This window comes from Streptomyces sp. NPDC093064 (assembly GCF_044754605.1).
In the GTDB taxonomy this organism is placed as follows: Bacteria; Actinomycetota; Actinomycetes; order Streptomycetales; family Streptomycetaceae; genus Streptomyces.
On record NZ_JBIVPK010000076.1, the window covers coordinates 1 to 22,182 of the forward strand.

General features: G+C 69.5%; 19 protein-coding genes and 3 pseudogenes. 15 read left to right on the forward strand and 7 right to left on the reverse strand.

Going from position 1 to position 22,182, the window contains the following annotated elements; genetic code table 11:
• Positions 1-73 precede the first annotated feature (73 nt).
• The 3 genes from ACIQFZ_RS40185 to ACIQFZ_RS40195 all read right to left on the reverse strand — a co-directional run bounded on the left by ACIQFZ_RS40185 (position 74) and on the right by ACIQFZ_RS40195 (position 4,705).
• On the reverse strand, positions 74-868 hold the full coding sequence (locus ACIQFZ_RS40185) for a hypothetical protein (RefSeq protein WP_402693627.1): 795 nt from the start codon (positions 866-868) through the stop codon (positions 74-76).
• Positions 869-1,294: 426 nt separating this feature from the next.
• Entirely contained in the window at positions 1,295-3,448 is a 2,154-nt protein-coding gene (locus tag ACIQFZ_RS40190) for an alpha-galactosidase (RefSeq protein WP_383060529.1), read from the reverse strand.
• Between the two features lie 33 nt (positions 3,449-3,481).
• Entirely contained in the window at positions 3,482-4,705 is a 1,224-nt protein-coding gene (locus ACIQFZ_RS40195) for an ROK family transcriptional regulator (protein WP_365425944.1), read from the reverse strand.
• A gap of 129 nt (positions 4,706-4,834) precedes the next feature.
• Between ACIQFZ_RS40195 and ACIQFZ_RS40200 the strand changes: the two genes are divergently transcribed.
• From ACIQFZ_RS40200 to ACIQFZ_RS40210, 3 genes are all read left to right on the forward strand, one after another.
• The gene (locus tag ACIQFZ_RS40200) at positions 4,835-6,118 is read left to right on the forward strand and encodes an ABC transporter substrate-binding protein (RefSeq protein ID WP_402693628.1); all 1,284 of its coding nucleotides are present in this window, start codon (positions 4,835-4,837) and stop codon (positions 6,116-6,118) included.
• Between the two features lie 179 nt (positions 6,119-6,297).
• Entirely contained in the window at positions 6,298-7,107 is an 810-nt protein-coding gene (locus tag ACIQFZ_RS40205) for a carbohydrate ABC transporter permease (protein ID WP_376548720.1), read from the forward strand.
• Positions 7,104-7,931, forward strand: a complete 828-nt coding sequence (locus ACIQFZ_RS40210; RefSeq protein ID WP_365425938.1) for a carbohydrate ABC transporter permease — start codon at positions 7,104-7,106, stop codon at positions 7,929-7,931. The genes ACIQFZ_RS40205 and ACIQFZ_RS40210 overlap by 4 nt, the downstream gene beginning before the upstream one ends.
• Here the strand turns inward: ACIQFZ_RS40210 and ACIQFZ_RS40215 are convergent.
• Positions 7,837-8,847, reverse strand: a complete 1,011-nt coding sequence (locus tag ACIQFZ_RS40215) for a transposase (protein WP_402693629.1) — start codon at positions 8,845-8,847, stop codon at positions 7,837-7,839. The genes ACIQFZ_RS40210 and ACIQFZ_RS40215 overlap by 95 nt on opposite strands.
• Before the next feature lie 54 nt (positions 8,848-8,901).
• Here ACIQFZ_RS40215 and ACIQFZ_RS40220 point away from each other — a divergent pair, with 54 nt between their 5' ends.
• The gene (locus tag ACIQFZ_RS40220; protein WP_383060533.1) at positions 8,902-9,594 is read left to right on the forward strand and encodes a FadR/GntR family transcriptional regulator; all 693 of its coding nucleotides are present in this window, start codon (positions 8,902-8,904) and stop codon (positions 9,592-9,594) included.
• 96 nt (positions 9,595-9,690) lie between these two features.
• Here the strand turns inward: ACIQFZ_RS40220 and ACIQFZ_RS40225 are convergent, their stop codons facing one another.
• Complete coding sequence (locus ACIQFZ_RS40225; RefSeq protein WP_365425932.1) at positions 9,691-9,870, reverse strand: hypothetical protein; 180 nt, start codon at positions 9,868-9,870, stop codon at positions 9,691-9,693.
• 565 nt (positions 9,871-10,435) lie between these two features.
• On the opposite strand from ACIQFZ_RS40225, the gene ACIQFZ_RS40230 reads away from it, so the two are divergent.
• From ACIQFZ_RS40230 to ACIQFZ_RS40275, 10 genes and pseudogenes are all read left to right on the forward strand, one after another.
• On the forward strand, positions 10,436-11,287 hold the full coding sequence (locus ACIQFZ_RS40230) for a fumarylacetoacetate hydrolase family protein (RefSeq protein WP_365427846.1): 852 nt from the start codon (positions 10,436-10,438) through the stop codon (positions 11,285-11,287).
• Positions 11,288-11,298: 11 nt separating this feature from the next.
• Positions 11,299-12,666, forward strand: a complete 1,368-nt coding sequence (locus tag ACIQFZ_RS40235; RefSeq protein WP_402693630.1) for an L-fuconate dehydratase — start codon at positions 11,299-11,301, stop codon at positions 12,664-12,666.
• The gene (locus ACIQFZ_RS40240) at positions 12,663-13,424 is read left to right on the forward strand and encodes an SDR family oxidoreductase (protein WP_365427849.1); all 762 of its coding nucleotides are present in this window, start codon (positions 12,663-12,665) and stop codon (positions 13,422-13,424) included. Before ACIQFZ_RS40235 ends, ACIQFZ_RS40240 begins: the two co-directional genes overlap by 4 nt.
• A gap of 2 nt (positions 13,425-13,426) precedes the next feature.
• Positions 13,427-14,416, forward strand: a complete 990-nt coding sequence (locus tag ACIQFZ_RS40245; RefSeq protein ID WP_365427874.1) for an aldo/keto reductase — start codon at positions 13,427-13,429, stop codon at positions 14,414-14,416.
• Entirely contained in the window at positions 14,416-15,153 is a 738-nt protein-coding gene (locus ACIQFZ_RS40250) for a (Fe-S)-binding protein (RefSeq protein WP_365427852.1), read from the forward strand. Before ACIQFZ_RS40245 ends, ACIQFZ_RS40250 begins: the two co-directional genes overlap by 1 nt.
• Positions 15,153-16,619: a LutB/LldF family L-lactate oxidation iron-sulfur protein gene (locus ACIQFZ_RS40255; protein ID WP_365427855.1), complete on the forward strand. Its 1,467-nt coding sequence runs from the start codon at positions 15,153-15,155 to the stop codon at positions 16,617-16,619. Before ACIQFZ_RS40250 ends, ACIQFZ_RS40255 begins: the two co-directional genes overlap by 1 nt.
• Entirely contained in the window at positions 16,616-17,266 is a 651-nt protein-coding gene (locus ACIQFZ_RS40260) for a lactate utilization protein C (RefSeq protein WP_402693631.1), read from the forward strand. Before ACIQFZ_RS40255 ends, ACIQFZ_RS40260 begins: the two co-directional genes overlap by 4 nt.
• Entirely contained in the window at positions 17,263-17,574 is a 312-nt protein-coding gene (locus ACIQFZ_RS40265; protein ID WP_383060542.1) for an L-rhamnose mutarotase, read from the forward strand. The genes ACIQFZ_RS40260 and ACIQFZ_RS40265 overlap by 4 nt, the downstream gene beginning before the upstream one ends.
• Positions 17,562-18,422 carry an amidohydrolase family protein gene (locus ACIQFZ_RS40270; RefSeq protein WP_383060543.1) on the forward strand — a complete coding sequence of 287 codons (861 nt, stop codon included), beginning with the start codon at positions 17,562-17,564 and terminating at the stop codon, positions 18,420-18,422. The genes ACIQFZ_RS40265 and ACIQFZ_RS40270 overlap by 13 nt, the downstream gene beginning before the upstream one ends.
• A gap of 545 nt (positions 18,423-18,967) precedes the next feature.
• Positions 18,968-19,051: pseudogene (locus ACIQFZ_RS40275) on the forward strand (cysteine methyltransferase); the annotation flags it as partial.
• A 13-nt stretch (positions 19,052-19,064) separates the two neighbouring features.
• Here ACIQFZ_RS40275 and ACIQFZ_RS40280 read toward each other — a convergent pair.
• Together ACIQFZ_RS40280 and ACIQFZ_RS40285 are read right to left on the reverse strand one after the other, a co-directional pair.
• Positions 19,065-21,413 (reverse strand): glycosyl hydrolase family 95 catalytic domain-containing protein, encoded by a 2,349-nt coding sequence (locus tag ACIQFZ_RS40280; protein ID WP_402693632.1) that lies wholly within the window; start codon positions 21,411-21,413, stop codon positions 19,065-19,067.
• 201 nt (positions 21,414-21,614) lie between these two features.
• Positions 21,615-21,787, reverse strand: a pseudogene (locus tag ACIQFZ_RS40285) (integrase core domain-containing protein); the annotation flags it as partial.
• Between ACIQFZ_RS40285 and ACIQFZ_RS40290 the strand changes: the two are divergent.
• Positions 21,777-22,024, forward strand: a pseudogene (locus tag ACIQFZ_RS40290) (transposase); the annotation flags it as partial. The pseudogenes ACIQFZ_RS40285 and ACIQFZ_RS40290 overlap by 11 nt on opposite strands.
• Positions 22,025-22,182 lie beyond the last annotated feature (158 nt).

Here is a 22,182-nt window from a genome sequence, read left to right on the forward strand (position 1 = left end):
ACCAACGTCAGGTGGACTGGCAGTTCACCACCCACGATGCACGCATCAAACTGCGCCACCTCTACCCCAAACATTAGCCGCGACAGTCTACTAGGGTGAAGGAGACGGGCAGCTTGCCCTTGTTGTCGGTGTAGGTGGTGAAGTCGCCGTCGGTCAGGGCCGGGTCGTCGGCTGTGACGGTGCCCGTGGGGTAGACGCCCTGACGGTGGCTGGTGGTCTCGACCTTGAAGACGGTGTCGTACGGGTCCCAGTCCTGGATCGACCTGATCGTGAGGGTGCCGTCGTGCTGGTCGAACGGGATCTTCTGGCCGGTGCGCAGGTCGGTGATCCCCTTGACGCGGTGGCCGTTGTCCCGGATCTTCACCTGGTCGCCCGTGGTGGGGCGGGTGGTGACGTGGACGTACTGGGTGGTGTCCGGGTGGGCGCGGCTGACGGTGACGTAGCCGTACGCACCGTCGTTCCAGGCACCCGGCTGCATGCCGCCGTACATGAAGCCGCCGCCGTCCACGTCGTGCAGGGACTCCCAGAAGGGCGGGAGGTAGTCCTTCATCAGGTCGATGAACTTCTCCTGCTGTGGCGGGAACTTGCCGTCGACCATGGCGGTGAAGTCCATCAGGGACCGGACGGAGTTGCCGGCGTTGGCGATGTACCGGTCGACGTTGAGGCCGGTGGTGACGGGCCGGTCCTTGCCGTCGTACCACCAGGAGCCGGGGGGATCTGACGCCAGGGGTCGTCCCGGCCGACGGGCACGGCGTCGGGGGGCGCGGCGGCGCCGGCCCGGCCGGGCAGCGCCACCGCCATGGCGGCCGAGAGGCCGGCCGCCTTGAGAACCGTTCGTCTGGACAAAGGCGCGTACAACGACGGTCACCTTCCTTCGAACGTGTGGAGGGATGTCAGTGGGGGATGAGGCTTGTCTACGCGGCCCGGTCGTCCTTGCCGCGGGTCACCAACTGGGTCGGATTGACGAAGTGCAGCGCGACGGGCCCACCCTTTTCATCGGATGAATTGTGGTCGGGTACTCCACAGACACAGAGAGCAGCGGCGAGCACAACACCGCCGACGACCCAGCACGACAGTTTTCGGGCTGGGGCCGAATGCCTTGGCTATGGTGCGAACATGGCGGCTCCTGCGGACGTCGGCGGGGGCATTTCCGATAGCGTGAGACAGCGCTCTCTCGGTCCGTTTGCTCGAACAAGGTCCTGCGATACATCGGATCTGTCAAGGCATTACAGCCAGACAGGATCACTCAATTCATGAATCACCGGGTCAGCGGGGAGCGTCTCGGATCGCCCGATCAGGCCGCGCGCACGTGGACCAGCGCCGCGCTCTGGGGTGCCCGCGCAGGACCCGGTAGCCCGAGTGCTCCCAGCGCCGCACCAGACGCCTGCATACCCGTAACCTCCCAGGTCACCGACGCGTCGGGCGGAGCCACAAGCGAGGCGCGGTAGCTCCGGTCCGGGTCGAGTCCCGGGATGCGGAGCCGCGGTGGCACGGACACGATCTCGTCGAGCTGGGCGTAGGAGAAGAGCGCCTCCGACCGGTCCCGAGCGACGACTCCATGCGCGAGTAGACCGTCGGCCAGCTCGACACGTGTCAAGCGGCCCGTGTGCAGGAGCGCGCGGTGGCGCTTGTAGAGGTCGATCCAGCACGCGAGGCGGTCCAGTTCGTCATTCGGCACCTTCGTGAGGTCCCACTGGATGCCGAACTGGCCGAAGAAGGCCGTGGCTGCGCGCAGGTCCAGGGTGCTGGTTCGGCCGGTCTGGTGGGAGATGGGCGCGGTGACGTGGGCGCCCAAGTACTCCAATGGGGCTAGCTGGGCGGTCCAGTGCTGGATCGGCTGGCGGGACAGCGGATCGGTGGCGTCGGAGGTCCAGGCGCTCTGGACCCGCTCAAGCACGTCCAGGTCGATTCTGCCGCCTCCCGAGGCACAGCTCTCCCACGAGATGGCGGGATGGCGGCGGGCCAGCTCGTCGAGGAGCTTGCGGAAGGCAAGGGTTTGCCGCCGTGACGCGGGCCGGCCGGAGCCGCGCGAGTCGCCGCCGTCGATCTGGTCGCGGTTGTGGTCCCACTTGACGAAGTCGATCCGGTGCGCCGCCATCAGGCGGTCGAACGCGTCGAGCAGGTGTGCCCGCACGTCCTCGCGGCTGAGATCGAGCAGGTAGCAGTTGCGTTCCAACACGGGCGACCGGTCGCCCGTGCGCAGGATCCAGTCGGGGTGGGCGCGGTAGACCGCCGAGGTCGGGTTGACGGCCTCCGGCTCCCACCAGAGGCCGAATTCCATCCCTTTCTCGTGCACCCGGTCCACGAGCGGCGCCAGCCCGTCCGGCCACACCGCCGGGTCTGGGGTCCAGTCGCCCAGGCCGTCGTCGAGGGAGGTGCGGTTGGCGAACCACCCGTCGTCGAGCACGAAACGCTCGGCGCCCAGCCTGGCCGCGATGTCGACCAGTGCGGTCAGCGTGTCGAGGTCTTGGTCGAGGTAGACCGCCTCCCACGCGTTGAACATGACGGGTGCGGGCGGGGACGGATGGGCCGCGAGTGACCGGACGTACTGATGTGTCGCATCCGCCAGGCCATCGAGCCCGCGCGCGGACGCGGCCACGTGCACCCAGGGCATGGTGTATGTCTCGCCCTCAGCGAGGACCAACTCGCCCGGGTGCAGCAACTCGCCGGCTCTGACGACGGCGACGCCGGAGCTGAGCTGTTCGACGGCATACCGGTGGTTGCCGCTCCAGGCGAGGTGGACGCCGAGCACCTCACCGTCGCCGTAGCCGAATCCAGGGGTACCGACCACGAGCAGACCGGTGCCGTCGAGGCTGCGCATGCCGCGGCGGTGCTCCCGGGCCCACTGTCCGTCCGCGAGAGCACGGCGCTGGGGCTGCCGCTCGCGGGCCCATCGCCCGGTGAAGTCGAGGATCTCGCCCGCGCCGGTCGGAACGGGGATGACCACGTCGAGCGCGTCGACCACGTAGGGACCGGCGCCAGTGTTGGTCAGCAGGTGCCGGAGGCGGAGCCCTCCTCCCGGGACGGCTTCGGCCTCGAAGCGCAGTGCGAGTCCCGCTGCCTCGTCGGTGGCCTCGACCACGAGCGAGTCGCCGGCACACCCCACGGAGCCGGGACCGAACGCGGTGGACCAGTCGCTCCCGGGGCCTTCGGGGCCCACCCGGTGGCCGAGCAGCGCAGGCCGTCCCAGGTAGCCTCGCGCGTGCTCCGGGAGCACGCTGACCGGTGAGCCGATCAGCCAGGAGTTCCAGGCAGTGGTCTCGACCGAGGCCGGGATCGTCAGGGAGCGGACGTCCGTCGCCGCCAAGGAAAGCCCCACCCAGCCGATGTCGGGCAAGCCGTCCGCCCGCGGCAGCAGGACCATCGTCGTGGTCTCAGTCCCGCCGAGACCGGAGAGGGACACGGGGGCGGTGGGCGCGGGCACGGCGACGCGTCCGGGCTCGATCATTCGGTGACTCCTTGATGCGGTGAGGGGAGTGGATCATGCGGGCACGGCGAGCAGGCGCGCCTTGAGATCGTCGAGGGCCAGCCGGGCGGCGCCGAGGGCGACGGACTCGTCGCCGAGCAGGGACACGCGGAACTCCGGCAAGTTGAGGGAGGTCGCGGCCAAGTGCCGCTGGAACGGACCGGCCAGAACGTCCCCCGAGCGGGACAGACCGCCGCCGAGCACGACGAGGTCGGGGTCGACGGCGTGGACCAGGGTGGAGGCGCCCAGGGCGAGGGCCTTGGCGACACGGTCGACGGTGCGCACCGCAGTGCGGTCGCCGTTCGCGGCCGCTTCGAAGAGCGCCCGGACGTCGTCGCCTGTGGACTCCTCGGCGGTCGAGCCCGCGAGCTTGCGGCTCTCGTGGTGGAGTTTCGCCATCGCGTCGGCCCACCCCAGGATCTTCATGGCGCCGACGGACGCCGCCAGGCCGTGCCGTCCGTTGTGGATCTGCCCGGCGATGACGATCGCGGCCCCGAGGCGGTGGCCGGCGTGCATGTAGATGAGGTCGCGTGCCTCGGTGGCGGCGCCCTGCCAGTGCTCGGCCACCGCCGCGAGGTGGATGTCGTTGGAGACCAGCACGTCGCGTTTGAAGCGCCCCGACACCTCCGAGACCACGTCGATCTCGTCGAAGCCGGGCAGCGAGTAGACGTCGAGGTCCTGGCCCGCAGGAACTGTGCGGATGTCCCTGACCTCCGAGCCGTTGGCCGCCACGCCGGTGATGCCACAGGCCACCGAGCGGATGTGTTCCCAGCTCGTCCCGGTCTGCCGGACGGTCGCCTCCATCAGACGCGCCGCGGCCCCGATGCGCCCAGCCGGCCTGAGGTCGGGATCGACGCTGCGCCTGCGCATGGCCACGACGTTCCCGCGCAGGTCGCAGATGACCACGGCCACCTTGTGGGCGCCGATGTCGACTCCGACGACGGCGTAGTTCTCGGCCACGACCTCGTAGCGCCGGGCCGGCCGTCCCGCGGACCGCTCGCCGTTCGGGCGCCCGAGCGCCTCACGGACGAAGCCCTGGTCCAGCAGCGTCGCCAGCAGTTCCTCGGCGGTGGGGCGGGAGACTCCCACGATCGAACACACGTCGCGGACCGTCAGCGACACGGTGTCGAGGAATGCCCGCACTGCGGCTGCGAGGTTGAGCTTGCGCAGCAGGCCGGCATCGCCTGCACGGCCGGCGGGAGCCGCGGAGTACTGGGGTCCACTTGTGTCTTGACTCACGGCGCCACGCTATCTAGATTGACGCCGCAACGGCAATATTGCCAAGTAACTTACTTAACAAATCAAGGCAGAGCGACACCTCGGGACCGAGTGACATCCCTGGTGGGTTCGACCGGCAAGGAGGCCTCAATGGGTAAGCGGACCAACTGCGTCGCGATAGCCGCGGCACTAGGCCTGGTCGCACTGACAGGCTGTGCCGTCGGGGGTGGGAACACAGATGGGAACACAGCGGGCGGCGACGTGACGCTGGACCTGCTCACCTTCGAGACCCCCAACCTCACTGCCGCGTACTGGGACGACATCATCGCCAAGACCAGTGCCAAGGTGCCGGGGGTGAAGATCAAGAAGCTCGTCGCGCCCAGTGCCGAGCAGCGCAACGAGTACGCGCGCCAACTGGACTCGACCGGCGCACTGCCCGACATCATGGTCGCGATCGACCCTGCCGGACTGGCGGAGGCGGGCAAGCTCGCGCAGTTCAACCGGAAGGAACTGGCGGACTGGGTCACCCCGACCGCGAACAGCTTCGACGGCAAGATCTACCAACTGCCCACCAACACGCAGAGCTGGCAGATCTACTACCAGAAGGCAGCCTTCGAGAAGGCGGGCATCACCACTCCTCCGAAGACATGGAACGACCTGCTCGCCGCGGTCGGCAAGCTCAAGGCGTCGCGGATCACGCCGTTCGTCATCGGCAGCGGTGCACCGGACGGCCTCGGCCCGCGGTGGACCTTCTCCCAACTGATGGCCACCGAGGTCTACGCCAAGGACCCGAAGTGGCTCGACAAGCTGGTCGCCGGGAAGACGGATTTCAGCGACCCCCTGTTCGTCGAAGCGGCGACCAAGATGAAGGCACTGGCGGCCAAGAAGAACGTCGACAACCTGTCGGCCACCTACGCACAGGCGCAGGACGCTTTCCTCGCGGGCAAGGGCGCGATGTACCCGATGGGTTCGTGGTTCGCGGCAGCCCCGGACGAGGCGCAGCAGAAGCAGATCGGGGCCTTCCCCATGCCCACGCAGGACGGCTCGCTCGTCGTGCCCGCGTTCACCGGCGGCGGACTCTCGGTGAGCGCCAAGGCCCACGACGTCGCGAAGGCCAAGCAGTGGGCCATCGAGTTCTCCAAGCTGAACGCCGACGGCGGGGCGCGGTACGACGGCTTGTTCATCGCGCTCAAGGGCTACAAGCCGCCGGCCGGCCTGCCGCCGCTGTACAACGAGACCCTCGATCTCTACAAGAATGCGGAGTCCAGCGGAACGGTGACGCCGAACTTCGGCGACGAGCACGGCATCCCGGCCCTGCCGTCGGGGTTCATGCCCGCGGTCGACGCCGGGCTGAACGATCTCCTCAACGGCCGCTCGGACGTGGGCAAGTTCGTCGCGACGCTGAACACCAAGTTCAAGGAGCTCTCGAAGTGACGCACGCCACGCGCGCCCGGACGGGGGTGGTTGCCGCCGGCGGAATCGCGCCGGCTGGTCAGCCCACTGCTGCCTCGTCCGGGCGCACGGGTGGGCCGAGCAGGTTCCGCACCTGGACGTGGCCGTCGGTGGGAGCCTTCGCCGTCTTCGTCCTGCCGACCCTCACGGTCTTCACCACGATGGTCCTGGCTCCCATCCTGTGGACCCTCTACATCGGGATGACCGATGAGCGCGCCACCCGCTCGCACACCTCGTTCGTCGGCCTGGACAACTACGGTTACCTCCTCGGGGACGAGGGGTTCCGGCACTCCTTGTGGAACACCGTTGTGATCACAGTGATCGTGGTGCTGCTGACGAACCTGCTCGGTCTCGCAATTGCCCTGCTGCTGCGCCGACAGGGCCGGTTCTACAGCCTTCTCCGCAGCGTCTACTTCACACCAGTGATTCTCTCCGCCGTGGTGGTGTCGGTGATCGGGCGCTCGATCCTGGCCGACGACGGCCTGCTGAACAGCACGCTCGTCTCGATGGGGATCGAGAACCCGCCAGGTTGGCTCACGGATCCGTCGTACGCGATCTACTCCGTCTCCGGGATCATGGTCTGGCAGATGCTCGGCTTCGCCGTCGTGGTCTATCTCGCTGCGCTCGCGGGAATCCCCGCCGAGCTCGAGGAGGCGGCGAGCCTCGACGGCGCCGGCCCCTGGCAACAGTTCCGCGCCATCACCTGGCCGATGCTCGCGCCCGCGTTGACGATCAACACCGTGATGCTGATGATCAGCTCGTTCAAGGTCTACGACCAGATCGCCGTGCTCACCAACGGCGGCCCCGGCACGGGCGGCACGGCCACCGTTGCCTTCGACGTGATCCGCACCGCCTTCTCCGAGCAACGCCCAGGAATGGCGTCCGCGATGGCCGGGATCATGCTCGTCCTCGTCTCGGCCGCGAGCGTGACCGCGCTGAAGCTCCTGCAACGGAGAGAGGTGAACCTGTGAACCCCCGAACGCCGTGGGCGCGCCCGCTGCTGGCCACCGGCGTGGCCGCCGTCTTCTGCCTACCGCTCTATGTGGCGCTGGTCAACGTCTTCAAACCCAGCTCCGAGGTCGTCGCATCGCCGCTGGCGCTCCCGGTTCCGCCGACACTCGACAACCTCGAGCACGTGCTGACCCGGCCGGACGGGCTGTTCTGGTACGGCCTCGTCAACTCCATCATCCTGACCACAGCGTCGATCCTCATTACCACCGTGCTGGCCGCGATGTCGGCGTACCACCTCGTGCGGTCGGGCCGCTGGTGGAGCCGTGCCGTCCTCGGCGTCATGCTGGCCGGCCTGATGATCCCGCCCGCAGTCATCATGCTGCCGATCACGCGGATCCTCGACGCCATCGGGTTGATGCACACGATGCCGGGCGCCGTGCTGGTCAACGTCGGGTACTACCTGCCGTTCGCCGTGTTCGTCTTCATGGGCTTCATCCGCTCGATCCCGCGCGAGCTCGAAGAGGCCGCGGCGGTCGACGGTGCCGGGCGGTTCCGGACCTTCTGGCAGGTGGTCTTCCCACTCCTGCGGCCGGCCTCGGCCAGCGTGCTGATCTTCCTCGGGGTCTGGGTCTGGAACGACTTCCTCACACCACTGCTCGTCCTGGGCCCGGGAGCCGGGAACACCGTGACGGTCGGGATATTCCGCTCCATCGGCCCCTACCAGCAGGACTTCGGCGCGGTGTTCGCCTTCATGCTGCTGGCCACACTGCCCGTACTGGCCTTCTACCTCGCGTTTCAGAAGCAGTTCGTACGCGGCCTGACCGGTGGCGCCACGAAGGGCTGAGCCGGTGGTTTGCATTCGGGATGTGGATATCGTGGGGTTCAGGAGGACGCTGTTGAACGCCTCGCTCACGGTGTTGACGCCCCTTATAGTTCGTCAAGCTGCTCCGGCGGGTTCTGGGCGGGCTTCGTTCCTCTGGTAGATCGCTCGGGCGAGATACCTTCAGACAGCGGATGATCTCCCGTTTTGTCTTGCCTTCGGCGGTGTGCCGGGCCACGTGGTCGACGGTCGGCTGGTGGAAGCGCATCTGGACGATGACGACCCCGCAGAGCGCGGAGTTCACCTGCTGGCGGCCGCCGCGGTTGAGCCGGTGGCGGTCGGTCCTGCCCGAGGAAGCCGGGACGGAGCAGCCGCCGGCGAGCTTGGCGAACGCCGCCTGGGAGCGGATCCGTTCGGGATTACCGCCGACCACGACCAGTACCTCCGCCGCGGCGTCCGCAACGATCTCGAACGCGTCCACAAGGTTCGGTGCCTTCTGGCGGGTGAGCTCGCCGAGCAGCCGGTGGTGGCCTTTGCTCTCCTCGCCGAGGTCCAGCCAGCGGCGGGCCGGCGACCGCTGGGACCGCTTGGTCGAGGCCAGGACGATGGTGACCGAGCCGGGCCGCAGCTCCGCGCACCGCTCTATGAGGGCCATCTTCGGCAGGCACTGGAGCTGTTCGCGCAGCTCGTCCGGAACGGTGACGATCAGGGCCTTGAGGGTGACCATGGCCTGGGTGCGGAACTTCACGGTCGCGTCCCGGGCGATCTTGGTGTGGCAGATCATCTCCACCGTGTCCTCAGCACACTTCGCGGTCGCGGTCGCGGTGCCGGCCACCACCGCCCGGGCGGCGTTCTCCACGCCGATGGGGTCGGACTTGCCGCGCTGGCGTCGCCCCTGCGGTCGAGGTGGCCAGGCGCGGGTCAGTTCACCTTCGTTCACGGCGTTCATTCATCCGATGTATAATCGCGGTCGCAGCATGAGGAGGTCACCACTGTGCCGGTCACCGACGAGGCGATCGAGAAGATCAAGGCGATGATCGTCGAGGGCGAGCTGCGCCCGGGGCAGCGGTTGCCGAAGGAGGCCGAGCTGGCCGAGCGGCTGGGGCTGTCGCGCAACTCCCTGCGGGAGGCGGTCAAGGCGCTCTCGCTGATACGAGTGCTGGACGTGCGCCAGGGCGACGGGACGTACGTGACCAGCCTGGAGCCCGACCTGCTGCTGGACGCACTCGGCTTCGTCGTCGACTTCCATCAGGACGACACGGTGCTGTACTTCCTCGAGGTCCGCCGGATCCTGGAGCCGGCCGCCGCGGCCATGGCGGCGGCGGTGATGCGGGACGAGGATGTCGCCGCGCTGAAGGAAGTGCTCGACCGTCTTCCGCGGGAGCCCTCGCTGGAGGAACTCATTGCCAACGACCTCGAGTTCCACCGCCTGATCGCCTCCGGCTCCGGGAACCCGGTACTCTGCTCGCTGATCGATGGGATCTCCGGGCCTACCGCCCGGGCGCGGATCTGGCGCGGGCTGACCGAGGAGGGTGCGGTGCAGCGCACCCGTGACCAGCACCGAGCGATCTGCGAGGCCATCGCCGCCCGGAACCCCGAGCTGGCCCGGTCCTGGATGACGGTGCACGTCGGCGGCGTCGAACAGTGGCTGCACGGCACCCTCGGCGGGAGCACGTCCGCGTTCTGACGGCACGTCACTGTTGCTGCTTCCCCGATTCCTGTCTCAGGCCTTGCTGGTGTCGGCCCAGGGTTTCGGCAAAGTTGCTCGATGTCCGACTCGTGATTACGTGAGTCCGAGGAGAGTGAGCGGTCGGCGGACGTCGCGGGCGTTGTGCCGAAAGGCGGAAGCGATGCTGGTCTTGCCGGCCATGAGGAGGGCGCCGATGGCGAGGCTGTGCCAGGTCGCCATGGCGCGGGGTGCGGCGCCTGTCCGCAGATGGAAGGCGTCTTCGGCGAAGGTCACGTCGCGGATGTGGTGGAGTGACTCGATCTTCCAGTGATCGCGGATGAGCGAACCCCGCCGGGACGGTCACGGTGGCGGCCGTGGCCGCGATTCTGGACGAGCGAAGCTTCATGGTCCTGATCCCCGTGGCTGGGATGGCCGTGCCCGCACCGAGGTGGGTGGGGGCCTGAGCGAAGGGCCGGCGCGGGGGAGGGGTGAGGATCCTGCCGGGAAGCTGGGCGGTCGTGGCGGTCCGTGGCAGAACCCGTAGCGGAGCACACCTACGCAGTCATCGGATGGCTTGCGGTATCGAGGACCTTATGAGTCGGGAACTTGACTGACAAGAGGGGGCCTCGGGTGAATCTCAATGGTGATGTCCAGGTTCTCCATCTGTATCGCGAGGACTCGTTACCTCCATGTTGACCTGTGCATATGAGGGTTTCGAGAGCAAGGTTCCCGAAGAAAGATCGGAGGACTTCTTGCGGTGTCGCGGCAGTCGCTCGTATGGTCAAGGCTCCGGAGAGTCCTCCGATGTATTGAAGGTGGCGGAGAGTCTGGACCTCCGGAGCGACGACGGGAGAAATACATGAAGCTGTTGCGGATCGGGGAGCCGGGAGCGGAGATGCCCGCAGTCCTCGGCGACGACGGCACCGCGTTCGCGCTCACCGGCTTGACCACCGACATCGACGGGCTGTTCCTCGCCTCCGGCGGAGTCGACCGGGTCAGGCAGGCGCTGGCCGAGGGATCGCTGCCGCGCGTGGAGGTGGCCGGCCGGCGGATCGGCGCTCCCGTCGCCCGCCCGGGCAAGGTGGTGTGCGTCGGTCTCAACTACCGTGACCACGCCGAGGAGACCGGCGCAGCCGTCCCCGAGCGGCCGGTGGTCTTCATGAAGGACCCCTCCACCGTCGTGGGCCCCCACGACCCGGTGCGGATCCCCCGCGACTCGGTCAAGACCGACTGGGAGGTGGAACTCGCCGTCGTCATCGGCGTCGAGGCCCGCTACCTGGCCGGCCCGGCCGAGGCGGCCGGTCACATCGCCGGCTACGCGATCAGCAACGACGTCTCCGAGCGGGAGTTCCAGCTGGAGTACTCCGCCCAGTGGGACCTCGGCAAGTCCTGCGAGACCTTCAACCCGCTGGGCCCCTGGCTGGTGACCCCCGACGAGGTGGGCGACCCGCAGGGACTCGGCCTGCGCCTGTCCGTCAACGGCGAGGTCCGCCAGGACAGCGACACCAAGAGCATGATCTTCGACGTCGCGTACCTCGTCTGGTACCTGAGCCAGTACATGGTGCTGCGCCCCGGCGACGTCATCAACACCGGCACCCCGGCCGGCGTGGCCCTCGGCCTGCCAGGCACCCCGTATCTGCGCGCGGGGGATGTGGTCGAGCTGTCCATCGACGGGCTCGGCACCCAGCGCCAGACGCTCATCAACGCGTGAAAGGCACCGAGTTGTCCGCAACCACCGCGCGGATCACCGCCGTCGACACCTACGACATCCGCTTTCCGACCTCGCGGGAGCTGGACGGGTCCGACGCGATGAATCCCGACCCCGACTACTCCGCCGCCTACCTCGTCCTGCGTACTTCGACGGACGGCCACGAGGGCCACGGCTTCACCTTCACCATCGGCCGCGGCAACGATGTCCAGGTCGCCGCCATCGAAGCGCTGCGCGAGCACGTCGTCGGACGTCCGGTCGCCGAACTGTGCGCCGATCCCGGCTCGCTGTACCGCGACCTGATCGGCGACAGCCAGCTGCGCTGGCTCGGGCCGGAGAAGGGCGTGATGCACATGGCCATCGGCGCCGTCGTCAACGCGGTCTGGGATCTGGCGGCCAAGCGCGAGGGCAAGCCGTTGTGGCAGCTCCTCGCCGACGCCGACCCCGCATGGCTGGTCTCCCAGGTCGACTTCCGCTACCTCACCGACGCCCTGACCCCCGACGAGGCCCTGGAACTCCTACGCACGGGCAAGCAGGGCGCCGGCGACCGGGCCGCCGAGCTGCTGCGGCGCGGCTACCCCGCCTACACCACCTCCCCGGGCTGGCTCGGCTACTCCGACGAGAAGCTCACCCGCCTCGCCAAGCACGCCGTCGCCGAGGGTTTCACCCAGATCAAACTCAAGGTCGGCGCCGACCTGCAGGACGACATCCGCCGCTGCCGTGCCGCCCGCGAGGCCGTAGGACCGAACGTCCGGATGGCCATCGACGCCAACCAACGGTGGAACGTCGGCGAGGCCGTCGAATGGACCAAGGCACTTGCCGAGTTCGACCCGTACTGGATCGAGGAGCCCACCAGCCCCGACGACGTCCTCGGTCACGCCGCCATCCGGCGTGGCGTCCACCCCGTCAAGGTCGCCACCGGCGAGCACGTGCAGAACCGCGTCGTCTTCAAGCAGCTCCTGCAGGCCGGCGCCATCGACGTCCTCCAGCTGGACTCCGCTCGCGTGGCGGGCGTCAACGAGAACCTCGCCATCCTGCTGCTCGCCGCCAAGTTCGGCGTCCCGGTGTGCCCGCACGCCGGCGGCGTCGGGCTGTGCGAACTCGTCCAGCACCTGTCGATGTTCGACTACGTGGCCCTCACCGGCACCACCGAGGACCGCGTCATCGAGTACGTCGACCATCTCCACCAGCACTTCCTGGATCCGGTGGTGATCACCGACGGGCACTACCGGGCACCCACCACGCCCGGCTTCTCCGCCACCATGCACCGGACCACCATCGCCACCTACAGCTTCCCCGACGGAGCGTTCTGGACGGCCGACGCGGCCCTGGCCGAGCCCGGCACGGACACGACGGACACGGGCACGGAGGACCACGCATGAAGACCGAACTCGACGGGCTCACCGCCCTGGTCACCGGAGGAGCCTCCGGCATCGGACTGGCCACCGCCCAGCTGCTGAGCGAGCACGGCGCGGACGTCGCCGTCCTCGACCTCGACCCTCGCGGCGTGAGCGCCCCGCTGCGCGGCCTCACCGCCGACGTCACCGACGACCGCTCCGTCCGCTCGGCCGTCGAAGCGGCGGCCGGGGAGCTCGGCGGCATCGACATCCTGGTCAACAATGCCGGTATCGGTGCCGCCGGAACGGTCGCGGACAACCCGGACGATGAGTGGCACCGCGTGCTCGACGTCAACGTCCTCGGCATCGTCCGCACCACCCGTGCCGCCCTGCCGTACCTGCGCGACTCGGACGCCGCCTCGGTCGTCAACACCTGCTCCATCGCCGCCACCGCCGGCCTGCCCCAGCGCGCCCTCTACTCCGCAAGCAAGGGCGCCGTGCTCTCGCTCACCCTTGCCATGGCCGCCGACCACGTCCGCGAGGGAATCCGGGTCAACTGCGTCAACCCCGGCACCGTCGACACCCCGTGGATCGGGCGCCTGCTGGACGCCGCCCCGGACCCGGCCGCCGAACGCGCCGCGCTCAAGGCCCGCCAGCCCACCGGCCGCCTGGTCACCGCCCAGGAGGTGGCTACCGCCATCGCCTATCTCGCCTCCCCGGCCGCTGGCAGCACCACCGGCACCGCCCTCGCGGTCGACGGTGGCATGGCGGGCCTGCGCCTGCCGCCGGAGCCGCAGCCGTGACTCTGCGCCAGAACCGGCTTGGGCGCAGCGCCGTACCGGTCAGCGAGCTCTCCTTCGGCGCGGCCGGCATCGGCAACCTGTTCACCCCGGTCACCGACCACCAGGCAGAGCAGGCCGTGACCGCCGCCTGGGACGCGGGTGTGCGGTACTTCGACACCGCCCCGCACTACGGCCTCGGCCTGTCCGAGCGGCGCCTCGGCGCCGCCTTGCGCGACCACCCCAGGGACGAGTACACCCTGTCGACCAAGGTCGGCCGGCTGCTCGAACCCGCGGACACCGACGGAACCGACCTTGCAGCCGGCTTCGCCGTCCCCGCGACCCACCGCCGTGTCTGGGACTTCAGCGTCGAGGGCGTCCGCCGCTCCCTCGCCGACAGCCTGGAACGCCTCGGCCTCGACCGGATCGACATCGCGTATCTGCACGACCCGGACGACCACGCCGAGCAGGCCCTGGAGGAGGCCTACCCGGCGCTGGAACGGCTGCGCGGCGAAGGCGTGCTCGGCGCGATCGGCGTCGGCATGAACCAGGCCGAACTGCTAACCCGCTTTATCCTCGAGACCGACGTCGACGCCGTCCTCCTGGCCGGCCGATACAGCCTGCTCGATCAGCGCGGCCTCGTCGACCTGCTGCCCCTCGCGGCCGACCGCGGCGTGGGGGTCGTCATCGGCGGCGTCTTCAACTCCGGCCTGCTCGCCGACCCCCGCCCCGGCGCCACCTTCGACTACGCCGCCGCGCCCGACGACCTCGTGGCACGCGCCCTCGCCCTCAAGACCGTCTGCGAGCGGCACGGCGTGCCGCTGCGCGCCGCCGCCCTGCGCTTCCCGTTCGGGCACCCGGCCGTCACGAGCGTCCTGGTCGGCACCCGCAGTGCCGCCGAGGCCGAGGACGCCGCCGCCCTGCTCAACCACCCAGTGCCGGACGCGCTGTGGGCGGAAATCAAGGAACTCGGGCTGTTGCCACCGGATGTCCCGACCCCCGCACAGGAGCGCTGATGCGCGTCGCCCTGTTCATCACCTGCCTCAACGACACCCTCTTCCCGGGCACCGGCCGGGCCGTGCTGACCGTACTGGAGCGGCTCGGCCACACCGTGGACTTCCCGCAGGAGCAGACCTGCTGCGGGCAGATGCACGTCAACACCGGCTACCGGCAGGACGCCGTTCCCCTGGTGGCGCGCTTCGCGCGGACCTTCGCCGAGTACGACGCCGTCGTCACCCCGTCCGCCTCATGCGCCGGCCTGGTCCGGGACAGCCACCACGCGCTGGCCGAGCACCACACAGACCCCGGCCTGCCCCGGCAGGTCGCCGAACTGGCCCCTCGCGTCCACGAGTTCACAGAGTTCCTCACCGATGTCCTCGGCGTCACGGATGTCGGCGCCCGCTTCCCGCACCGAGTCACCTACCACCCCACCTGCCACTCGCTGCGCGGATTGCGCCTGGGCGACCGGCCGTTGCGACTGCTGCGCGCGGTCGAGGACATCGACCTCGTCGACCTGCCGGCCGCCGACTCCTGCTGTGGCTTCGGCGGCACCTTCGCCGTCAAGAACGCCGAAACCTCCGGCGCGATGCTCGCCGACAAGACGCGAGACGTCCTGGCCACCGGCGCCGACGTGCTGTGCGCCGCCGACAACTCCTGCCTGATGCACATCGGCGGCGGCCTCTCCCGGCACGGCAGCACCGTGCGGACCATGCACCTGGCCGAGATCCTCGCCGCCACCGAAGGAACCGCGTGATGAGCAACCCTGGTGACCGCGGGGTCGTCTGGCTAGGCTCTCCGTCGTTCCCCGACGCCGCCCGCAGCGCCCTTGGCAACACGCAACTGCGGGCCAACCTGAAGCGGGCCACGTCCACGATCCGCGACAAGCGCCTCGCCGTCGCCTCGGAACTCGACGATTGGGAGGCACTGCGCGAATCGGCCGCCGCTGTGAAGAAGCGCGCCGCCCGCCATCTCGACCGTCATTTGGTGCAGTTGGAGGAGGCAGTCACCGCGGCGGGCGGCACCGTGCACTGGGCCGCCGACGCGGCCGAGGCCAACCACATCGTCACCGAACTCGTGCGGGCGACCGGCGAGTCGGAGGTCGTCAAGGTCAAGTCCATGGCCACCCAGGAGATCGGCCTCAACGAACGCCTCGCCGAGGCAGGCATCACCGCCTACGAGACCGATCTCGCCGAACTCATCGTGCAGTTGGGCGACGACCGTCCCTCGCACATCCTGGTCCCGGCGATCCACCGGAACCGCACCGAGATCCGTGATCTGTTCGCCTCCGAGATGGGCCACTGGGGCCGTCCTGCCCCCGAAGGCCTCACCGACGACCCGGCCGAACTCGCCGAGGCGGCCCGACGGCACCTGCGGCAGAAGTTCCTCACCGCCAAGGTCGCCGTCTCCGGCGCCAACTTCGCCGTCGCCGACACCGGTACCGTCGTCGTCGTGGAGTCCGAGGGCAACGGCCGGATGTGCCTGACCCTCCCGGAGACCCTGATCACCGTGATGGGCATCGAGAAGGTCGTCCCCACCTGGTCCGACCTGGAAATCTTCCTCCAGCTGCTGCCCCGCTCCTCCACCGGCGAGCGGATGAACCCGTACACCTCCACCTGGACCGGCACCACCGACGGCGACGGCCCGTCCCGGTTCCACCTGGTACTGCTCGACAACGGCCGAACCGACACACTCGCCGACACCGTCGGCCGCCAGGCCCTCGCCTGCATCCGCTGCTCCGCCTGCCTCAACGTCTGCCCGGTCTTCGAACGCACCGGAGGCCACGCCTACGGCTCCGTCTACCCCGGGCCGATCGGCGCCGTCCTCACCCCGCAACTGGTCGGGGTCGAGCACGCGGCCACCCTGCCCTTCGCCTCCACACTGTGCGGAGCCTGCTACGACGCCTGCCCCGTGAAGATCGACATCCCGAAGCTGCTCGCCCACCTGCGGTCCGAAGCCGTCGAGTCGAAGCGCCGCGCCGCACGCCTGCCCACTGCCGAGGCGGCGGCGATGAAGGCCGCCGCCGCCGTCCTCGACTCCCCGCGACTCCTCACCGCGGCACAGAAGGCGGCGGCCCTCGGCGGCCGCGCCCTGGCCCGGCGCGGGCGCATCGGCCGGCTGCCCGGCCCGCTGCACGGCTGGTCCGACACCCGGGACACGCCGGCACCGCCCGCCGAGTCCTTCCGAACCTGGTGGCGCAAGAACCGAGAAGGTGGCCGATGAGCAGCCGCGACGCGATCCTCGGACGCATCAGGGACGCCCTCGCCGACGTCCCCACCGACGAGACTCCGGTGGACGTGCCCGTTCCCCGGAACTACCGCCGAAGCCACATCCGGCCCGGTGAGGACATCGTGGCCCTGTTCGCCGAACGCGTCGCCGACTACCGCGCCACTGTCACCCGCACCGGTCCGGCAGGCCTGCCCGCCGCCATTGCCGCCGCCCTCACCGCCCGCCGCGCCCGTCGCCTCGCGCTTCCCGAAGGCTTCCCCGCCGAACTGCTCCCGCCCGGCGACTGGCGGTGGCACAGCGAACCGCTGGACGTGCCGGCCCTGGACGCACTGGACGGCGCGCTCACTCTCGCGGCGGTGGGCATCGCCGTCACCGGTACCCTCGTGCTCGACACCGGCCCGGGACAGGGCAGGCGCGCCCTCAGCCTCGTCCCGGACTACCACCTGTGCGTCATCCGCGCCGAGCAGATCCTCGCGGACGTCCCCGACGCCCTTCGCCGCCTCGACCCGGCCCGGCCGCTGACCTTCGTCTCCGGCCCGTCCGCCACCAGCGACATCGAACTCGACCGGGTGGAGGGCGTCCACGGACCCCGCACTCTGGATGTCGTCATCGTCGACCCCACCCACCCGGAGCAGCCATGAGGATCGCCCTGCACACCCGCGTACGCGCGGACCGGATCGCGCAGTACGAGGCTGCCCACCGTGAGGTGCCCGCCGAACTCACCACCGCCATCCGGGCCGCGGGCGTCAGCTCGTGGACCATCTGGCGCAGCGGCAGCGAGCTGTTCCACCTGCTGGACTGCGAGGACTACACCCGACTGCTCGCCGAACTGGAACACCTCCCGGTCAACGTCGCCTGGCAGGCGCGGATGGCCGACCTCCTCGACGTCGTCCACGACTACTCCGAGGCGGGCGCCGAGGCCGGACTCCCGGTGGTGTGGGAGCTGTGACCGGCCGGCGGATCATCGACGCGCACCACCACGTCTGGAACCTCGCGGCCCGGCCACAGCCGTGGATCACGGGCGAAGCCCTCGCCCCGCTCGCCCGGTCCTTCTCGGCCGCTGACCTCGCTACCGAGGCGCGGACCGCGGGCGTGGTCGGCACGATCGTCGTCCAGACGGTCTGCGTGCCCGAGGAGACACCCGAACTGCTGGCCCTCGCGGCCAGCAGCGACCTGGTCGCCGGGGTGGTCGGCTGGACCGACCTCACCGCCCCGGATGTCGCCGACGCGATCGCCGCCCTGCGTGAACGGCCCGGCGGGGACCGGCTGGTCGGCATCCGTCACCAGGTCCAGGAGGAGCCGGACCCGAGTTGGCTGCTGCGCCCGGACGTACAGCGCGGCCTGACCGCTGTCGCCCAGGCCGGGCTCGTCTACGACCTCGTCGTCAAACCACACCAACTGGCCGCCGCAGTCGACGCCGCCGCCCGGGTCGCTGGGCTGACCTTCGTCCTCGACCACCTCGGCAAGCCCCCGATCGCCACCGGCGCTCTCGCCCCCTGGGCCGCCGGCCTGCGCCGCCTGGCCGCCCTGCCCAACACCGTGTGCAAACTTTCAGGCCTGGTCACCGAGGCCGCCCCCGGCGACTGGCGTACCAAGGACTTCAAGCCCTACGCCGACACCGTCCTGGACGCCTTCGGTCCGCAGCGGTTGCTGTTCGGATCGGACTGGCCGGTCTGCACCCTGGAGGCGGACTACGGGGCGGTCGTCGGGATCGCAGAATCGCTCACGGAGGCACTCGGCCCAAGGGAGAAGGAAGCGGTGTTCCGGGGCAACGCGCTCCGCGTCTACCGACTGTAGGCCACCCGACACGCGCGCGTCGGCGGTCTCGTTCAGGCGTAGGCGTAGGCGTAGGCGTAGGCGTAGGCGTAGGCGTAGGCGTAGGCGCAGGCGCAGGCGCTGCGGAGCCACCCCGCCCAGTTCGGCCAGGTTGCGATGACGGCGCTGCTCATGATGGCGAACGGTGGCGAACCTTCATGCAGTCGTTCGACCCCGCCCACGCCGTCGCAGTCGGGATCAGTGCGACGACGACGCCGTGGATCAGCGTCGTGGCGCGGTCATCTCTCTGCGATGCAGGGATGCACTGGCTCGCCAGACATCGGTGCCGGGCCCGGATCCTTGCCACCTGAGGGCCGGGCAGCAATGAACGGAGCCACTTCTCGGTGTGGGCGACATGAGCCGAAGCCTCGGCCGCTGCGGCAACGGGGCCGTAAGCCTCGACTCGTCAGCGGGGTTGAGGTTGAGTCACTTGCGACGGCCTGTTGGACGACGACGGGGCGCGGGATGAGCGTGGTGAGTATCGCCCCGAACAGCAGGTACGGCCTACGACGAGCTTGGCTTCTGGGATCGGCGCCGACGGCTCGCTCACCGGATACGCGGGCGGCCTCGAGCGCAAGCAGCACCTGCTCGCGCTCGAGCACACGATCTGAGGGATCCAGGGGCTCAAGCCGAGGGCAGCCCCCAGCCGGGCGCCGGTGCGTTCGGCGTGACCGGTCCGATCCGCAGTTCGGGACGGTCGCCCTGGGCAGTGATCAGCGCCGACTCGCCCTTGCCGAGGGCTATGCGGATCGCCCCGTCGTCCGCATCCTCGTATGCGAGCGGCTTGCCCCGCCCGTCCCGGACGTCGACCGGTCCCGCGATCCCATGGCGTACCACGCAGGGCGCGCCGGCCTCGCTGACCAGCCGCACCCAGCGGGTCGCCCCGGCCTCCCGGACCACGCTCAGCAGGAACGCGCCCTGGGTGCGGAAGTCGTGCACGGTCAGTTCGCGCCAGGCGGCGGGCAGCGCCGGGAAGACGCGGATCACGCCGCCCCAGGACTGGCACACCATGTCGTGCAGGGACTGTGCGGCGGACAGCGGCGTCTCGATGACCGGGCCCGACTCCTTGTACATGGTGTTGGCCTGGATGAAGCGGCTCATCAACTGGCCCAGGTACCTTAGCGCGTCGTCGCCTTTGCCGAGGAGGGCTGACATCGACGCCGCGCCCGTGAACGTGTAGCCCTGAAGGGCGCCTTCGAAGCCCACCCAGTGGGCCAGGGACTTCTCGATCAGGGCCTTCTCGTCCGGGGTGCGGCCGGTGAGTTCGTACAGCGGATAGACGGCGAGCAGGTGGGAGTAGTGACGGTGGGACTTCGCGAACGGGATGTCGGCACCGACCATGAAGCCGTTGGAGTCCGTCGGGTAGGGCACGCGCTTGGCCAGGATCTCGCGCCAGCGCGGGGCCAGTTCGTCGTCGATGCCGAGCAGTTCGGCCGACTCCAGCAGCGTCCGGCAGCCCCAGGTCAGCAGCATCAGGTCGTAGTTGCAGTCGCGGGAGTCGCCGCCGTACTCGGGTGAGAACGTCGCCGGCAGGTGCAGTTTGCCGTCCGCGCCCGGCTCCAGGAAGTGCAGGTAGTAGTTGATCGCCTTGCGCAGAAGGGGAAAGAGGACATCGCGCAGGATCGACTCGTCCATGGTGTGGCGGTAGCTGAGCCAGACATTGTGCAGGGCCCAGGTGAGGTTGCCGACCTCGGGCGTGGGCGGGTTCCGGCCGGGGATGCCGACGCCGTAGCCGGTGAGAGTGCTTGCCGCGCCGTTGATCAGGGACGGGTCCGTGGTGCGCGGGATGCCGAGCGAGTCGCCGCGGTACGGGGGCGCCACCTCCTTCGCGAGGTTCTCCCGGAACTCGCTCAACGCGCGTGTGACGGCATCGAGTTCCAGATGGTTGGAACCGTGGATCAGCCAGTACTCCAGCTGCGCGTTCAGGTTCCACCAGGTGTTGGGCCAGGGTGTGGACTCCAGCCAGGGGCCGCAGGTCGCCATCACGGGCGCGTCACGGCGCGCGGCGGAGGCGGCCTTGTAGAGCTGGATCCAGTAGAACCGCTGGATGCGGGCATCGGGCAGGGACAGGAAGCTCTTGCGGTAGAAGTCGTGCCACCAGGCGCGATGCGTGACGGCCAGCGCCTCGTACGGCAAGACGGAGACGTCGCGCACCGCTCGCAGTGCGCGATCGCGGGCCGTCGACGTGGGGAACGAGTGCGCCACATGCACGTACAGAGTGCGCCGATCGCCGCGGGTGCGCTCGCGCCAGGCGGTGACGTGCTGCCCGCCCGCGAGCAACGGCTGCACGGCGGCCGACACGTCGTCGTGCTCCTCGACCTCGGCGGGCGGATTACCTCGGTACCCGTCGGGCAGCGGCATGAAGGCGGCGCGCGGACTGATCGCGTTCGCCGGGTGGAACGCCCAGGCGAAGTCGCGCTCGCCCTCGCTCGGAGTCACCTCCACGGCCAGCATCGAGCGGGAGGTGTGGACGAAGGCGCGGAGCGCGAGGGTGCCGCGGTCCGTGGTCAGCGTTCCCGTCAGCTCGGCGTCGCGCAGTCCCAGACGCCAGTCCAGGCCCGTGATCGTGCCGACCGGCTCCAGCGTGAAGTGCCCGATCGGCAGCCGCGCGAGGCCGAAGAGGGAGCCGAACTCAGGGCGGTGGTCCTGCACCTCGGAGTGCTGCACATTGAAGCGGACGGCCCTTGTCGCGGCGCCGGGCTCCACGTAGATCCCTGAGCCGAGCAGACCGTTGCCGAGATATGGCCCCTCGTACCAGGTCTTCGGCATGCGGCGCCAGACGAGATCGGCGTCGTCGAGCACCGTGCGCCAGGCGTCGTCGGGGGCGTCGACACGGCCCGGACCCGTCGCGGGTGCGGCCCCGTGTTCCGGGGCGTCCGCCGCCCGAGCCGGTGTCGGCAGCCCTCCGGCCAGTAACGCTCCGCTGAGCGCGGAGCCGGTCGCGAGTACGGTTCTTCTGGACGGTCTCGGCATGACGCCTCCCGGGGCTCGGACTCAGTAAGAATTCATCGGAGCTATCCCGCCATGCAAGGTAGGGATGGTGTGCGAGATCGTCAATACATCGCGAGAGGTCCGATCTGTCAGCCACAGATCACGGCACCGAGCCACGCCCCGCAACCAGCTCGGGCATCCACCCGTCAATGATCGCCCGCCGTTGCGACCTGACGCCTGGATGTATTGACCTGAAGCGTTGTTCACATGGCTGATCGGTGGGTGGCCGCCGAGTGCGGTGTGGCCGCGGTGGTGGTTGTAGTTGTGCAGGAAGTCTGCCAGGGCGGCGGTGTGCTCGTCGTTGCTGACGTAGGGCCGCAGGTAGGCCCCCACTCGTCGAGCAGGGTGCGGTTGAAGCCGCATCTGCCCAAGGTCGGGCAGCGGGCGGACGCTGGACCAGCCACCGCAAGGTGATCAACGGCACCCTCTTCCGCGAGCGCACAGGCATCCCGTGGCGGGACCTGCCTGCGCGGTTCCGGAAGTGGAAGACCGTGTACGAGCGGCACAGACGCTGGTCGGCGGACGGCACGTGGGACGGCATCCTGCAAGCCGCTCTGGCCGACGCCGACGCGGAAGGCCGGATCGACCAGTCCCAGCGGCTTCTGGTCTACACCGCTGAAGTTCCGGGGCTTCACCCTTGATCGTGGACACCGGTGGTTATGCGGCGGTGGCCAGCGTAGTTGATCGCTGTTCGTAAGTGATCGGGCTGATCTGGCCGAGGCGGGAGTGCCTTCGTCTGGTGTTGTAGCGA

What these genes read in the sequence shown, in the direction of transcription:
- ACIQFZ_RS40190 (WP_383060529.1), bottom strand. Translation starts at nt 3,448, where the DNA reads ATGATCGAGCCCGGACGCGTCGCCGTGCCCGCGCCCACCGCCCCCGTG.
- ACIQFZ_RS40200 (WP_402693628.1), top strand. Translation starts at nt 4,835, where the DNA reads ATGGGTAAGCGGACCAACTGCGTCGCGATAGCCGCGGCACTAGGCCTG.
- ACIQFZ_RS40205 (WP_376548720.1), top strand. Translation starts at nt 6,298, where the DNA reads ATGGTCCTGGCTCCCATCCTGTGGACCCTCTACATCGGGATGACCGAT.
- ACIQFZ_RS40230 (WP_365427846.1), top strand. Translation starts at nt 10,436, where the DNA reads ATGAAGCTGTTGCGGATCGGGGAGCCGGGAGCGGAGATGCCCGCAGTC.
- ACIQFZ_RS40240 (WP_365427849.1), top strand. Translation starts at nt 12,663, where the DNA reads ATGAAGACCGAACTCGACGGGCTCACCGCCCTGGTCACCGGAGGAGCC.
- ACIQFZ_RS40250 (WP_365427852.1), top strand. Translation starts at nt 14,416, where the DNA reads ATGCGCGTCGCCCTGTTCATCACCTGCCTCAACGACACCCTCTTCCCG.
- ACIQFZ_RS40255 (WP_365427855.1), top strand. Translation starts at nt 15,153, where the DNA reads ATGAGCAACCCTGGTGACCGCGGGGTCGTCTGGCTAGGCTCTCCGTCG.
- ACIQFZ_RS40260 (WP_402693631.1), top strand. Translation starts at nt 16,616, where the DNA reads ATGAGCAGCCGCGACGCGATCCTCGGACGCATCAGGGACGCCCTCGCC.
- ACIQFZ_RS40265 (WP_383060542.1), top strand. Translation starts at nt 17,263, where the DNA reads ATGAGGATCGCCCTGCACACCCGCGTACGCGCGGACCGGATCGCGCAG.
- ACIQFZ_RS40280 (WP_402693632.1), bottom strand. Translation starts at nt 21,413, where the DNA reads ATGCCGAGACCGTCCAGAAGAACCGTACTCGCGACCGGCTCCGCGCTC.